10 protein-coding genes, 1 pseudogene and 1 CRISPR repeat array are annotated in these 16,163 nt (G+C 38.9%); of the genes and pseudogenes, 7 read left to right on the forward strand and 4 right to left on the reverse strand.

Going from position 1 to position 16,163, the window contains the following annotated elements:
* Position 1 precedes the first annotated feature (1 nt).
* From J2X69_RS14995 to J2X69_RS15005, 3 genes are read left to right on the forward strand one after another with little or no spacing between them, the layout of a single operon-like run.
* Positions 2-820 (forward strand): SDR family oxidoreductase, encoded by an 819-nt coding sequence (locus J2X69_RS14995; RefSeq protein ID WP_310104876.1) that lies wholly within the window; start codon positions 2-4, stop codon positions 818-820.
* A gap of 58 nt (positions 821-878) precedes the next feature.
* Complete coding sequence (gene uxuA / locus J2X69_RS15000; RefSeq protein ID WP_310104879.1) at positions 879-2,057, forward strand: mannonate dehydratase; 1,179 nt, start codon at positions 879-881, stop codon at positions 2,055-2,057.
* On the forward strand, positions 2,054-2,608 hold the full coding sequence (locus J2X69_RS15005; RefSeq protein ID WP_310104881.1) for a sugar O-acetyltransferase: 555 nt from the start codon (positions 2,054-2,056) through the stop codon (positions 2,606-2,608). The genes uxuA and J2X69_RS15005 overlap by 4 nt, the downstream gene beginning before the upstream one ends.
* 161 nt (positions 2,609-2,769) lie before the next feature.
* Here the strand turns inward: J2X69_RS15005 and J2X69_RS15010 are convergent.
* Positions 2,770-2,928, reverse strand: a pseudogene (locus tag J2X69_RS15010) (IS982 family transposase); the annotation flags it as partial.
* A 169-nt stretch (positions 2,929-3,097) separates the two neighbouring features.
* Here J2X69_RS15010 and J2X69_RS15015 point away from each other — a divergent pair.
* The 4 genes from J2X69_RS15015 to J2X69_RS15025 all read left to right on the forward strand — a co-directional run bounded on the left by J2X69_RS15015 (position 3,098) and on the right by J2X69_RS15025 (position 7,025).
* Positions 3,098-3,667 (forward strand): Crp/Fnr family transcriptional regulator, encoded by a 570-nt coding sequence (locus J2X69_RS15015; protein WP_310104884.1) that lies wholly within the window; start codon positions 3,098-3,100, stop codon positions 3,665-3,667.
* Positions 3,668-3,743: 76 nt separating this feature from the next.
* On the forward strand, positions 3,744-4,517 hold the full coding sequence (locus J2X69_RS15020; protein ID WP_310104887.1) for an SDR family oxidoreductase: 774 nt from the start codon (positions 3,744-3,746) through the stop codon (positions 4,515-4,517).
* A 313-nt stretch (positions 4,518-4,830) separates the two neighbouring features.
* A complete protein-coding gene (locus J2X69_RS24860; protein ID WP_409014425.1) occupies positions 4,831-5,151 on the forward strand; it encodes a hypothetical protein in 321 nt (106 codons plus the stop codon).
* Between the two features lie 428 nt (positions 5,152-5,579).
* Positions 5,580-7,025, forward strand: coding sequence for a peptidase (locus tag J2X69_RS15025; RefSeq protein ID WP_310104890.1), 1,446 nt, complete (start codon positions 5,580-5,582; stop codon positions 7,023-7,025).
* A 925-nt stretch (positions 7,026-7,950) separates the two neighbouring features.
* Positions 7,951-9,890: a CRISPR direct-repeat array (repeat unit 46 nt; unit sequence GTTGTGAATTGCTTTCAAATCAGTACTTTACTAGTGAAATCACAGC).
* Positions 9,891-10,050: 160 nt separating this feature from the next.
* On the opposite strand, the gene cas2 is transcribed toward J2X69_RS15025, so the two are convergent.
* The 3 genes from cas2 to cas9 form a co-directional block, all read right to left on the reverse strand.
* Positions 10,051-10,398: a CRISPR-associated endonuclease Cas2 gene (gene cas2 / locus J2X69_RS15035; RefSeq protein ID WP_310104894.1), complete on the reverse strand. Its 348-nt coding sequence runs from the start codon at positions 10,396-10,398 to the stop codon at positions 10,051-10,053.
* Positions 10,391-11,287, reverse strand: coding sequence for a type II CRISPR-associated endonuclease Cas1 (gene cas1 / locus J2X69_RS15040; RefSeq protein ID WP_310104895.1), 897 nt, complete (start codon positions 11,285-11,287; stop codon positions 10,391-10,393). Before cas1 ends, cas2 begins: the two co-directional genes overlap by 8 nt.
* Positions 11,288-11,956: 669 nt before the next feature.
* Positions 11,957-16,084, reverse strand: a complete 4,128-nt coding sequence (gene cas9, locus J2X69_RS15045) for a type II CRISPR RNA-guided endonuclease Cas9 (protein ID WP_310104896.1) — start codon at positions 16,082-16,084, stop codon at positions 11,957-11,959.
* Between the last annotated feature and the right edge of the window lie 79 nt (positions 16,085-16,163).

Here is a 16,163-nt window from a genome sequence, read left to right on the forward strand (position 1 = left end):
CATGGGTAATTCACTATTCTCTCTCAAAGGAAAAAAAATAGCATTTTCAGGAGCCACCGGAGTTCTGGGCAAATCCTTGAGTTTATATCTGGCAAATGAAGGGGCGGAAGTCCTGATCTTGGGACGTACTCCGGACAAAGTGCAAGACTTGGTCAATACTATCACAGAGGCTGGCGGCAAAGCAGTCGGTTATATCTGTGATGTCACGGATGAAGCCAGCATTCAGGGAGTCTATACCGAACTGGAAAATGACCATGGCTACATTGATATTCTTATCAATGCTGCAGGGGGCAATATGCAGGGAGCTGTAATCACACCGGACAAAACATTGAAAGATTTGGAGCTGGATGCCTTACGAAAAGTGATGGATCTGAATTATCTGGGGACAGCTATTCCTTCCAAGATTCTTTTCCCCCTTATGCTGAAAAATGGCAAGGGAAATATCATCAACATCAGCTCCATGGCTGCTTCACGGCCGATGACCAGGGTGATGGGCTATGCTTCGGCCAAAGCTGCGATCGACAATCTCACCAAATTCCTATCAGTGGAACTCTGCGCCAAACACGGCCCTGAATATAGAGTAAATGCCATTGCGCCGGGGTTTTTCCTTACCGAGCAAAACAGAACGCTCCTGACAGAATCTGACGGAAGTCTTACCGGCAGGGGAAATCAGATAATCAACCATACGCCGATGCACAGATTTGGCAAACCGGAAGATTTAAACGGAGCACTACACTGGCTCTGCTCAGATGCATCTGAGTTTGTGACAGGAACTATTGTCGCGGTGGACGGTGGATTCGGAGCTTATTCAGGTGTGTAAAAAATTTAATAGTTGAAATCTCAAATTTCAAATTGGCTAATCTTAAACTCAAAATACTATGACCTATAAAATGGAGCAAACCATGCGTTGGTATGGACCAAATGACCCTGTTAGCTTAAGAGATATTCTCCAATCAGGGGCAACCGGCATCGTAACGGCTCTTCATCATATTCCCAACGGAGAAATATGGTCACGTGAGCAGATAAAGGAACGTAAAAACACTATCGAAGCCGCCGGTCTGACTTGGTCGGTAGTAGAGTCTGTTCCCGTACATGAAGTCATAAAAACCCGGTCTGGAAATTACCTTGAAGTAATTGAAAACTATAAAGAGACTATTCGAAATCTTGCTGCAGAAGGCATCTACACGGTATGTTATAATTTCATGCCTATCCTTGACTGGACTAGAACAGACTTGGAGTATGAGCTTCCAAACGGTGTAAAAGCATTGCTGTTTGAGAAAAAAGCTGTTCAGGCATTTGATCTTTTTATCCTAAAAAGACCGGGGTCTGAATCTGAATACTCCAAGGAGGAATACGAAGAAGTCAAAGCTTACTACGAAGCTCTCAGTCCCGCCAAGCATCAAATGATCATAGACAATATCCTAAAAGGGCTTCCCGGATCTGAGATAGGCTATACCATGGACGAATTTAAAGCCATGCTGGCAACCTATGACGGAATCGATGCAGGCAAGCTGGCTGAGCATTTGAGGTTATTTTTGGATGCGATCGTTCCGGTAGCAGAAGAAAACGGCGTTTGCGTAGCTATCCATCCGGATGATCCTCCTTTTTCCCTATTCGGGCTCCCGAGAATCATGAGCACGGCAGAAGATGCCAGAAGAATTCTGAGAGATCAGCCCAGTCCTTACAATGGACTTACCTTCTGCACCGGGTCTTTTGGGGTAAGAGCTGACAACGATCTTCCTGCTATGGTCAGAGAATTTGGTGATCACATTCATTTTATCCACTTAAGAAGTACCAAACGGGATGAAGCCGGAAATTTCTTTGAGGATAATCATCTGGAAGGAAATGTGCCAATGGTGGCAGTAATTGATGAAATCATACAAGTACAACAGAAGCGGGGCAAAAGCCTTCCTATGCGACCGGATCATGGGCACCTGATGCTAGACGATCTGAGTAAAAAAACGAACCCCGGATACTCCGCAATAGGCAGATTAAAAGGGTTGGCTGAAATCAGAGGTGTAGAAGAAGGATTACTTTACAGTCAAAAGAAAAAATGACCGAAAAAGAGAAAATGTTAGCAGGCGAACTCTACCAAGCCGGTGATCCGGAATTGGCAGCAGAGCGCTTAGAGACCAGGAAGCTATTGAAGACCATCAATGATTCAGATCCCGAGGATCCGGAATACAGGATTTCTCTGTTCAAAAAACTTTTCGGTAAAGCCGGGGAAAATCTATGGGTGGAACCCCCTTTTTATTGTGACTATGGGTCAAACATTGAAGTTGGGGACGATGTGTTCTTCAACTTCAACTGCGTAGTGCTGGATGTATGCAAAGTGACACTTGGTGACCGGGTATTTGTAGGTCCGAATGTGCAGTTCTATTCCGCCACCCACCCACTCGATCCTGTAAGTAGAGGTCAGCAGTGGGAATATGGGAAACCCATTACCATAGGTTCAGACGTGTGGATAGGAGGATCTGCGGTGCTTTGCCCGGGAGTAAGTATAGGAGAACGGACAGTGGTCGCAGCAGGTGCGGTAGTGACGAAAGATTTTCCTTCCGATGTAGTAATTGGAGGAAATCCCGCCAAGGTGATTAAGTACTTGGAGTAGGCGATCACTGTCCTCTAAAACCGCAAAACCCCACTTGAGGTAATACTAAAAAACGCGAAGTTGCGAATTGCGCTCAAATCGACCAAAGGGAGATTCATGAACGCCTTATTACACAAACCAACAAGTGAATAAATCAGTACTTTACTAACCGGAGTTCGATTTTATAAAACGGCTAATTGGTTTGTTAGGACCGGTTGGTACTTGATTGCGGGCTTTTTAGGGAAGAAGGAGTAAGCAATTAAACCTGCTATAAGGTTGGTTATAAAGTTCTCAAAAGATCTGTGTCTTGAATGCTCGACCTGGCAGATGTTTTTGAGTTCAATAAACATTGCAACAGTTTGAAGTGAAGTGCCTTGAATTCCTGCACTACGCATATTCGAGCCGTTACAGTCAATATTGGACGACCGAACAACCTTACGCCCACTGTAGCGATTTGACAAGACAGACACTTTTCAACAACGACAAACAACTATTGCTAATTTTGCGACAATGAAAGAATTGATTGAATATATTTTACAGTTTGGCAACTTGAATAAACAGCAAATAGACCTCATTGCAAGCAAAGCAACAGAATTAGAACTTCGGAAAAACGAGTACTTTTCGGAAGCTGGAAAAATCCCAACACAAGTTGGCTTTGTTGTTAAAGGCATTATTCGCATTTGCTGTTACGGCAACGAGGGCGAAGAAATCACTAAGTATTTTATTGACGAAAATCGGTTGGTTGTAGATTACGAAAATTTTGATGCCAACCTTGTGTCTTCCGATTATTTGCAGGCTGTTACCGACTGTAAACTTATTGTGTTTTCTAAACGGGATTGGGAAGAACTTTACAATGCAATTATTGGTTGGGACAAAATTGTAAGCAGAGCAGTTCAAAAAGCATTTCAGATACACTTAGAAAGAAGAACCGCATTAGTTTCGGAAGATGCTGTTACACGCTACTTGTCATTCATGGAAAAATTCCCAACACTAGTTAACCGTGTTCCACAAGCTTATATTGCTTCTTACTTAGGCATTACAAGATTTTCATTAAGTCGAATAAGAAAAAATATTCACTAGTGCTTTTTTTGCCAAATGGCAACTGCTATTGTTTTTAGACAGACAACCTTTGCAGTTCATTTTTAATACAAATATTATGAACATTTCATTAAAAGGACAGGTTGCCTTGGTAACAGGCGGAACAAAAGGCATTGGTAAAGCCATAGCAGATAAATTAAGTAATGCAGGTGCTCAGGTAGTTGTAACTGCACGCAACGAACCAAAAGACAAGGCAAGTGAACATTTTTTCATTAAAGCAGACCTTGTTCAACCCGAAAGTGCGGAAATCATTGCTAAACAAATTTTAGAAAAATATAACAGAATAGACATTGTCGTGAATAACGCGGGTGCTAATTTAAGTCCTGGAGGAGGCTTCAGCACTCTTTCGGATGAAAATTGGAATAACGATTGGCAAATGAATTTTTTGTCCGTCGTCCGTATCAACAAAGCATTATTGCCTTCAATGATTACACAAAAACACGGCACAATCATCAACATCTCGACAGGTGCTGCAAAACGACCTATTTGGGAAATGACAATGTCTTATTCATCGGCAAAAGCAGCATTGAATGTTTATAGCAAAGCATTGGCCAGCGAAGTTGGCTTAAAAGGAATACGTGTAAACGTAGTTTCACCAGGCGTGGTCAAGACACCGTTAATGTTGGAATTTATTGAGAATATAGCAAAGTCCTCAAATACCACGGTGGACGAAGCATTTAAAGCGGTAATGGACAAAGTTGGTGTTCCATTGGGCAGAATGGCTGAACCCGAAGAAATTGCTAACCTTGTAGCATTTCTTGTTTCTTCGGAAGCAAAATACATTACAGGTACTAATTATTCTGTAGACGGTGGTGCTTCACCTATTGTTTAAATGATTGACAAAACACTGCCTGTAACAACTAAGGTCTTGTTCGGTCCGCGGGGACTAGAATAAAACCTTAGTTGTTTCACAGCCTGTCTCGCACCTTAGCGAGAGAACCGGGCATCTTCAAGGTGATTTTGAGCTATGGGTAAAGCGTTAGGCAAGTTGTCTAAGTCAAAGACATATCTTTCACCATTTGCACCGCAGAAATCATTTAACTGAAACGGGAATAGCATAACTTATCAGATTGAAACGATTAGAAATAGTCAAGCACTCAATATCGGCTATAGAAAATGCGGGCTGACTGCTTAAAAATGAAGTTATTTCACGAACAAAACTGCAAGCAGAAAATATGGTTTTGAAAGCCAGCACAAAAAAATTTCAAACCATTGCCGTAAGACCACCATTGGTGTGGGGCAAAGGCGATCCGAATACATTGGTCGGTGTTATGGAAGCCACTAAAAAAGGAAGAATGCAGTTTATTGATGGAGGCAAACACCGATTAGTAACGTGCCACGTTGCCAACGTTTACTTTTGGCCATTGTATTCAAAAATGAAGGATAGGTACCTAGCAATAGTAAATGCTTTTAATGATACGATTTTATACTGCTCATATACGTGTATTTTAATACTAAAATGCTAAATAATAATTGAATGATATCAATTAAATACTTAACTATCATATTGATTCTTACTAGTCATTTTTGCTTTTCTCAAGCTAGTTTACCCATACCGACCAATTTTAAAGCAGCATATGAAGGGGACACAAGGGATAAGGTCGGCATTCCGGGTAAAAATTACTGGCAAAATGCAGCTGATTACCATCTTAAGATCAAATTCAATCCTGCCACCCGCTTACTTCAGGGCAGGGTTAACATAGACTACTCCAACAATAGCCCGGATACCCTGCATCAGGTTGTTTTTAAGTTATTTCCGAATTTATATCAGGCAGGTGCCGTCCGTAAAGTTCCTGTTTCGCCAGAAGATGTAAGCCAGGGTGTGAAAATCCAATCGATACAAATCAATAACCAGTCACCGGCTCCGGAAAATTTCAGGATTAGAGGTACCAATATGACGGTTAGGGATGCCTATATACTGCCGGGACAAAAAGCTCAGTTTGAAATCACCTATGCTTATGAGTTAAACAAAAATTCTTTTATACGTACAGGGCAAGTGGATTCCGGAGCTTTTGTGATTGCTTACTTTTTCCCACGCATTGCTGTGTATGACGACATAGATGGCTGGGATGACTATCCGTATACCGGCAGAGAAGAATTTTATAATGACTATGGGGATTTCAGAGCGGAAATTACTGTTCCTGACGATTACCAAATTTGGGCCACAGGTGATTTGAAAAATCCTGATTCGGTGTACGAACCTGAATTTGTACAACGCATTCATAAAGCATCTGTAAATGATGAGATAACTGATATCATTACAACCCCAGACCTGCAGAAAGGAAATATAACGCAAAAACATGGATGGAACACCTGGATATTTGAGGCCGAAAATGTAAGTGATTTTGCATTTACTGCCAGCAATCATTATATATGGAAAGCCTCCAGTGTTGTGGTTGACACTGTTTCAAAAAGGCGCACTCGCGTAGATGCCGTTTTTAATCCCGATCATGTAGCATACTTGCCGGTGGTAAATTATGCACGTACATCTGTTTCGCTAATTTCCCATCAATTTCCGGGGGTACCTTTTCCATATGCTCACATAACTGTTTTTGAAGGATTGGATGCGATGGAATATCCTATGCTGGTGAATAATCTCCCGTTTGAAGAAAGTGATGCAGTCATGTTTACCATGCATGAAATTTTTCATTCTATTTTCCCTTTTTATGTAGGCAGCAATGAAACGAAATATTCTTTTATGGATGAAGGTTGGGCAACTTTAACAGAGTTTCTGCTTTATCCTTTTTTTGATGTCGCTTATCCTCTTGAATACGATATGAGCGATGTGAATAATACGGCAGGCATGGACCAGGATGTACCCATCATCACCCTTACCCCTCAATTATATGGCAAGGCCAGGTATGCCAATAAAGATCTTAAGCCTGCCCTAGGATTTCTTTATGTGAAAGAAATGCTTGGTGACAGCCTGTTTAATACTGCTTTGAAATTTTATATAGATCAATGGAAAGGAAAACACCCTACACCTTATGATTTTTTTAATTGTTTTAATAAAGGGGCTGGGGTAGACTTAAATTGGTTTTGGAAGAATTGGTTTTTTGAGAAGAATGTCCCTGATCTGGCTATCGGTGAAGTAAAACATAACCAGTTAAGTTATACAGTAGTCATTAACAAAATTGGAGATGCAATTGTACCTGTTCATCTAACTATTATCTATAAAGATGAAACGCAGGAAGTAATTCAAAAAGATATTAGCTGTTGGGCTAAAGGAAACACATCTATACATCTAGAATTCAATGCAAAAAAACCAGTGAAAAAATTGGTTTTGGGATTAGATTATGATGTAGATACTAACTTGGAAAACAATATGATCAGTTACTAGTCGTCGTGAAAAGAATAAGCACATCAAATAGGCCGGCCAGAGTCAAATGGCTCAGATTTAGGCTCTCTCACCACCGTACATACATGAGCTACGCTCGGTAATTTCAAACATTTGTTCATACCATATGCGGCGGTTAGTAAAGCATAGGAATGACGCTCTTTACGACGGTATGCCCCCTATCGGCGTAGTCAGCACCTCTTTTTGACTGGGTGGGATTTGTAATTCCACCCTAATATTCTTATCAATTTGCAATTGGCTTTCCTACCTCCTCCCGACCTTCCCGATACGCTTCGCATCAGGACAGGCTCTCCTTGAAGAGGAGGCGCTTGGCTCTGCTCCAGATGGAGATTAAGCGTAAGAAGTAGGTTGGTTGTTCCCGAATCGCTTCGCTTATCGGGATCTTCGATTTCAATAATCATATGGCTTAAGCAAGAAACGGAAAAAATGATACCATCCCAGCGCGCAAGCTGGCTACTTCTCTAAATCCTCCGCTACAGGCTGGCCCCTCGCTAGATTAATCCACTGGATTAATCCTTCACACTCAGTCCTACTGAAGAGATTTTTAACGCTCGTCCCTCCTATACAGGGTGTTTTTTTGGAAAAATCAGAAAGTTATCCACATTTTAGGGGTGAAAAGCGAGGAGATTGATGATTTGAGCTGTAAAACTGAAGTTAAAATCTGACACAGGATATCATACATCCTGCTTGACAATTTTCATTTAGGCCAAAAACAGCAGATCTTAGTGTGCAAATCAATTCCCTCACGGTATGTATAACTGGGCTGAAATCTGCAGTGAACTGAAGGATCTAGAGAAGCGGGTGGATGTGAAAATCAGTCGGATTTTTTCTGAAAACCCGACCCCATTTCCAGATGCAAGGATTAAAGCTCACGACGGCGCTGCAAATAATGAATTTTTTCAGAAGCTGTGTGAATTGCTTTCAAATCAGTACTTTACTAGTGAAATCACAGCTGATTATAGCTATGAAACATTGCGTAAGCGGTTGTGAATTGCTTTCAAATCAGTACTTTACTAGTGAAATCACAGCAAGGATATCGAGATCGTAGCCATCCCCAAGGTTGTGAATTGCTTTCAAATCAGTACTTTACTAGTGAAATCACAGCAGGAGGAAGATTGTGGAATATGCCCTATGGGTTGTGAATTGCTTTCAAATCAGTACTTTACTAGTGAAATCACAGCACAGGAGCTTGTACAGTTCGTTTCCGCTAAGTTGTGAATTGCTTTCAAATCAGTACTTTACTAGTGAAATCACAGCATTTTGGTGTAGACGGGATGAAGGTTGATTGTTGTGAATTGCTTTCAAATCAGTACTTTACTAGTGAAATCACAGCTGTGAGTGGCGGGGAGAACATAGAATACCGTTGTGAATTGCTTTCAAATCAGTACTTTACTAGTGAAATCACAGCCGGTGTCCATCGCAAAGCACACCACCCTATGTTGTGAATTGCTTTCAAATCAGTACTTTACTAGTGAAATCACAGCGCTCTACCCCACGATATGATTCAAATATAGGTTGTGAATTGCTTTCAAATCAGTACTTTACTAGTGAAATCACAGCTTACTAAAGGGATTTCAGAGGTTAAGGTTGTTGTGAATTGCTTTCAAATCAGTACTTTACTAGTGAAATCACAGCAGAGTTCGAGATATATCGCCAATTGGCTATGTTGTGAATTGCTTTCAAATCAGTACTTTACTAGTGAAATCACAGCGATTCACCCCCTTTATCGAAAGCTCTTTCGTTGTGAATTGCTTTCAAATCAGTACTTTACTAGTGAAATCACAGCAGCTAGAATGTATCAAGAAAGATTCCCAAAGTTGTGAATTGCTTTCAAATCAGTACTTTACTAGTGAAATCACAGCACCTTCAGCCGTGTTCGCGATGCCTTGTGCGTTGTGAATTGCTTTCAAATCAGTACTTTACTAGTGAAATCACAGCGGATCTGATGGATAGAGGAATAGGTCTTTGTTGTGAATTGCTTTCAAATCAGTACTTTACTAGTGAAATCACAGCTAGGGATGATCGTACGAGAGATGACCACTGGTTGTGAATTGCTTTCAAATCAGTACTTTACTAGTGAAATCACAGCAAGTTTGAAGTGCTGGCAAGGCATATACAGTTGTGAATTGCTTTCAAATCAGTACTTTACTAGTGAAATCACAGCTACTGTGTATGGGACTTCCACCTCTGTTTAGTTGTGAATTGCTTTCAAATCAGTACTTTACTAGTGAAATCACAGCTTTATGAGGTAATGAAGATGTATGCTTTGGGTTGTGAATTGCTTTCAAATCAGTACTTTACTAGTGAAATCACAGCGCTGGGGCTATGAATCAGTTCCAGCTTCCAGTTGTGAATTGCTTTCAAATCAGTACTTTACTAGTGAAATCACAGCTTTTTTTACTGTAGATTGAAGGCGCTTAGGTTGTGAATTGCTTTCAAATCAGTACTTTACTAGTGAAATCACAGCTAAAAATGCGCAGACATATCCTTCTTCCAGGTTGTGAATTGCTTTCAAATCAGTACTTTACTAGTGAAATCACAGCAAAAACAAAAATCGCCCAATTTGTAAATTGGTTGTGAATTGCTTTCAAATCAGTACTTTACTAGTGAAATCACAGCCCAAGGACTATGGGATTAAGCAATGGAGGTGTTGTGAATTGCTTTCAAATCAGTACTTTACTAGTGAAATCACAGCATCCTCCGATACCTTCGAACCGATTGAAGCGTTGTGAATTGCTTTCAAATCAGTACTTTACTAGTGAAATCACAGCCGTCGCACATTGACCGTGCTAATGACATTGGTTGTGAATTGCTTTCAAATCAGTACTTTACTAGTGAAATCACAGCATACCCCACGTTAAGTGGCTGGTATGCTGTCTTTTATGTGAAAAATTAGAAAATAAAAAAATAGAGGATTTTAGGGGCAAAGGAAAGAGACCTGGAGGTTTTTACTAACCTGTTAGCTTTTCCAAAGTTTGAAACTTTGGAAAAGCTTTAATCATATTTTTTAAAACAATTCCAACTGCTGGGATGGAGGTTCGGTTTCTTGGGGCTTTGTACCATAAAATAGCTCCATCATCCCAAACTGCTTGTCGGTGATAGACATAATCCCTACTTTCCCTTTTGGTGGTAAATTTTTCTTGGTTCGTTTGATATGTACATCGGCATTTTCCCGACTGGCACAAAAACGCATGTAAATCGAAAACTGAAACATGGCAAACCCATCGTCCAGCAGTTTTTTCCGGAAAGAAGTTGCAATTTTTCTATCCTTGCGGGTTTCGGTGGGTAGGTCAAAGAAAACTAAGACCCACAAACTCCTATATTGGTTAAGACGTGAGAAATATTTTTCATCCATATTCCGGGTAAATGATTTTTCTACTGATCCCGGCAAAACATTCAAACAAAGAAGATGTCGTCCTGGATGCTGCTACCATCAGGGGACTCTTTTGACCATCAATCTTCACATCCAATGCGGGAATATTGAGTAACTCCTTTTTCAGATCAGTATTGAGCTCTGCATATTCATCTTGGTTTTCCACAATATAGGACACCACCAAATCCACATAGGGCCGATAGGGTTCCATTATATCATCCGCCAGACAATAGGCATTGTACTTGTTCCTATGCCAAATCCCCACTCCAGGCAACATCCCCGAAGAAACCAAACACCTTGCAATAACCGCCCTCAAGATGGCGTAACCGTAATTGAGCAGGTTATTGGGAGGAATACCTACATGTCCCCTATTGAAATCAGGTATATCAAACAAACTCTGCCAATAAATAGCAGCTGCCTGCGCTTCATGATTTCCTGTATCCCCCGAGCTTACATTTTTGTACAGGTATTCCATTCTTTTGGACTCCTTTCCCTTCTCCAGCAGCAGGGCATATTGGTTTTTGATTTTGGCGGAGACAGTCTGTTGCCAGAGATTTTTCTTAAGCGGTTGGGAAGCTTCCAGTTGATACCTCACCCGCTCGGTCTGCTCTGTATGACCCTGCATGGGAAGCAGCAAGCCTTCGGGAAGATGCTGGGCATTGCAACTGACAACTGCCACTTTTCGAACTGTCAACTTTGCAAGCAACCCATTGGTTAGGGTGATCTGTTGGTTTTCCAATACGATCATCCCCAGATCTTCTATGGGAACTGTCCGATCAGGTTTATCCGCTTCAGGAAAACTGATATGCAACTGTTCATTCTTTGTGCTTAAATAAGCCGGGTTGCCGAAGAAAAGGGTTCTTTTGATCATAACATTTCGTTTTGGAAGAGGGGAACTTTTCTAAAGTTTTAAAACTCTAGAAAAGTTTTCTTGTAAGTCATTCCATATCTTTATTCATCAACCATTCTTTTTTCATTTCCATCATACTTTGCACATGTTCCCAACCGTCAAAGAAGTTCAAATAGTAGCTTCTGTCTAAATTTGAAAGCTTCTTTGGACTCTGGTAAGCATGCCAGCTGGACCATTTCCAGTTTGTGTGGTCTTTGACAAAACCATGCTTGACCGGGTTGAGGTGTATATATAGAAATGTCTCCTGCCATTGGCGCTCAGTGAGAATGGGGGTTCTTTTAAATTTTTTATAAACAGGCTACCTTTTCTTTCGTAAACTTTGTTGAATGATTGAGTGTAGGAACTGAAGAAATTTGAGAATTGCTTGGAGACTAACTTTTCCAAAGTTTGAAACTTTGGAAAAGTTGACCTGAGCATTTCCTCCGACTTTACACTGACTAGCAAATGAAAATGATTAGGCATCAAACAGTACGCATAGGTATCCACAACTTCTCCTAAATACTTGGCATACTGTTGTAGAAAGAATCGATAATTCTCTTCCGCTCGGAATATATTCTCGGCTCCGTTGGCATGGTTGTAGATATGGTAGGATTGGGATTGTTCCATATATGTATCTATAAGTCTTTCATTTCAAAACTTGTATTTCACTTCTCCATCAAGGCTTAAATCAAAATCTTTACCTTCAATTATGAAATTATAATTGGATGGTGTCAATAATAATTTTGGTGCAATAAAATCTGGGCTAATAGACGAAAAACCATCTTTTCCTTTTGTACCAAATGAATCTTTTGGAAAATCAATTAATAACTGCTGATCATCCCTAGCTTCCAAATGATGTTGAAATTGAATCTTACTTTGATTGGCATCTGCAAGTTTTTTTAGAAAATAAAGTCTTTGGGAAATCTCAGGTTTACCTAAATTTTTCAATTCTAGTTTATCTGTAAAATAGATTAAGACCCTCTGCCCCACTTGAAAAACATGATAAAGATTTACCTCCTCTTGCTTTTTACCTGACCCTAAGACTAAAGTTTTTTCAAATAAATCTTCTAATTTATAGCTGCCATTCAGTTTCCCTACTTTTGATGCCTCCAATAAATTAATTGGAATTATTTTCCTTAATTCTCTCCCTTCGTAATATCCAAAAGCATAATTATCACCTGAATTTGTATAGTAATTGTTTTTGTATTCATACTTAGATTTATATGTCTGTTCTTTGAGTTCTGTTACTTTATCTGCATCTAAGAAACCTCTTCCAGCTTTGACCCTAACTCTGATTCTTCGAATTATCTTCCCGTTGAAATCCTTCAATTCGCTAAGAGAAACTCCATTTGACAATTGGTTTTGAAGGTGTTTCTCCAAATAAGGATCGATGATTAAATCATTTCCTATTTTCAAATCAGTAATTGACTTTCTTCCCACAATCCACATTTCATCTTTCCCATTTATTTTATTGTATAAAAATTTACCTTGATCATCTCTTTGTGGTGCTCCATTTTTATCTCTTTTTACAGCCTTGATTTTGCCATAGAAAGTATCTAGGTGCAATTGTCCCCTAACCGAATCTCCTTGCATAACCTTAGGAATCTTATTATTCTTTTTATCAAGAATTAAATTTCCTTCTTTATCCCTTAACCATACTACCCTACCTCTTTTCCTTACTAATTTCTTTCCTGGGGCAAAAGCCTGATCTTTATTAGGAATGTTATTAATAAGAATCATGTCCTTTAATTCTTCCAACATTTTATGATTAAATCCATCAAATGGAACAATTGGATAATCCTTCTTTTGATTACTTTCTAAATCCTCAAAGTATTTTTTCAATATTGCTTCCCGCTCTGCTGCTTTTGGAATCAGTGTCAATACAGCAGCATCAACTGCATGATGGTGGTGCTTTCCTCTATCTTTAATTTCATCCTTTGGTTGTATTCCATAGATCTTTCTGAATAGGGAAGTAACAGTACCCTTTTGCACATCTACCCTATTAAATACAGTCTTTAGGTAATGAAATGCATATTTTGAAATGATCTGGCTATCTATTAACTGACTATTTTTAAACCCAGTAGATATATCCGTTCTTGTGAACCTGTCCAACTTATTTTTCCAATAATCATACTCCATTTGAAGCATGTGTCTTTTGCGAATGGCATCATCCTTTTGAGTCTTATCCATAGCACCTTTAGACCTTGATTTTGCAGCCTCAATCAACTTATATATAGAATCAACTCTTTTCTCCCAGATTATCAACTGTGGTCTGATAGCATACCCTTCAGTTGTGTCACTTTCATAATTAGGTAATTCCACAGGTAGAAAGTTCTTCTTCACATTTCTGTTATAATGGGCATAACACACGGTCAAATTGGCAAGAGAATTATCAAAGGACTTGCTTCTTGGTATGGTATGCTCAAAATCAATTACATTTTCATCAAAAAGCGTTGTGAATGGAATCAATTTTCCAGTATATATGCATTTACAGTCTTGTTCCTTCCATAACCGATATTTTTTCACATCATCCTTGGTGGTAAATACTTCCTTCCAAAATTCATTAGGGTCAGCTGACTGCTCTGTCCACAACCTCAATTTATCCTTGTCTGTATGGTTATTTGGATCTACATTTCCTTTGAAATCAGGATCTTTCAATAATTGTGAAATAGCAAAGGCGATTTCTCGGTTTTCATTTTCTCTGTTTCTTTGGTATGTTTCAATAGCCCATCGTTTATTGGCATCATTAAGCTCTCTTGCAATCTCTACTACAATTCTTGTGTCTTCATCTATTTCACCCTTTTCTATCAAATGGTTCATTACACGCCTTAATTCAAAAAGTGTCTTATAGGCCATCGGATTCTTAAAGGCTCCTGTTTTTGGATTGGGTAAATAGATATTTTCATCCTTAGAGCGTTTTGCTGGTGGATAAATATCTATTTGAGAAGGATGATAAAGTTTGGTAACTTGTTTACTTTCAACATGAAATTCATCTAAAAGCACATCTTTTATTTGGTCAAGCAAATGCGGTAATCCAAAATGTTTCCTGTCTTTGGAATTGAAAAAGCTCTGATAATATTCTTTAACCTTGTCAAGGTAATAATCTTTTTCTAGTTCTTTTTTCCAAGCTTCTGTTCCAAAATGTCCCAAAATGGCTTTTTCAATATCTTTAATATCATCTTGGTCAATGGTATATGCAGGGTTTCGGTATCCCTGCTTATAATCAGATAAATGATAATCAGAAATAAGTTTATTGGTAATAGCTATAACTTTCTTTTCTTTCCTGTTTTCTTCTATTGCCGATTTGATCCTTTCCTTAATAAAAACTTGGTGCTGATCAAACATCTTTGTACCTATAACATCGGGGATTTTAGCAAGTAAAACAGCCTCTGTATAAATCAGTCCATCTCTCAAAAAAGGAAGAATGCTGTTGATGGCCTTCAAACTTAATGAAGCATAACCGACTGGAAAGGAGTTCCAAAGCTTTTTGAGTTCATCGACTTGACTTTCATTTAGATCGAAATTTGCAACAAAAAACTCTTCAAGAATCTCTTCATCTTCATAAGTAAATAGAATATGCCAAACATCTTCGATTGAATAAGTTATAACCTTTGGTTTACCGTATTTTATTATATTTTTTGAAACTGAAATGTTCATCCAATTTTCTCCAAATATAGACCTTAGTCTAGCTGAAACAGGACATGCAGGTACAGTAGCTTCATCCTTATAATTAAGCTTCCACTTTTTATTCGTTACTTTTTGTAGATGTTTGTTGATTTGGGAAAACTTGAAATCATTTTTCCCTTTTGGGAAAAACTTATCCTCAAAAAGTGTGAGTTTTAACTCCAAAGGCAAGCTTTCCATTTTTCCAGATTCAGCATCATAGTATTTAATATTATTTAAAAAACTCCATGCTCTAAACTCTTCAAATGCAGGGTGACTGATTGGACATCTCGACTTTTGTGGCTCCAAAGTACATTTGCCAACCAGTCCCTTTTGAGACCTTAGAGGCCTTTGAAAAAATATAGCTTTTTTAATTGATTCTTTGAATCCCTCTACATCCAAACCCTGAACCTGACATATCAAACCCACTTCTTTTTCATAGTCTGAACGCAATGTGTACCTGTTTCTAATCCTAATTCCTGAATCCTCAAGAAAAGCAAAAGCTGCTCCCAAAGAATTATGATCTATTATGAGTTGTTCATATTCATTTCTCCCAATAGTTTTAGTTTCTGTACTTCCATTAAAAATCGCAACTTTTTCGCTGGCACCACTTTTTCGACTACTCTTAAACCCTCTTCTTTGAGCAATATGGAACAAAGCTCTCCCAACCTTATATCGATTAACATTATGAGATAAATCCAGCTTTAAATTGATTAATTCCCTCCTCAATTGATAGGGACTAGAATAATCTGGCTCTCCATCCTGATCAAAATCCAGCTTAATCCAAGATTGAAATGATTCATCTTCAACAGGATATTTTCTTCCAACATCTTTAGAATAATGTTTCCATTTATTCAATTTATCTATACTAAGAGGACAGTAATGATTTTTGATTAAGAACTCCAAAGTAGCCCATTTTCTATACCTTCTTGCATTATACAATCTTCTTGAAGACCGATTTGAAGTTCTCTCAGCAGCAAATGAATACTCACCTGCCTTACCTTCTCCAACCCCTTTTTTAAAGGTATACACCCCATACCATGGAAACTCACTACCTTCTCTTAAGACAGTACCAATCGAATTCGTACCTAAATCAATTCCAAAAATTTTTTCCATATTAAATTATATTTATATATTTACGCTTGAAAGACAATTCACAACAAGGCTATAAGCCGAAGATATTCTTTGCCCTGCA

This window comes from Algoriphagus sp. 4150 (assembly GCF_031457395.1).
Taxonomy (GTDB): domain Bacteria; phylum Bacteroidota; class Bacteroidia; order Cytophagales; family Cyclobacteriaceae; genus Algoriphagus.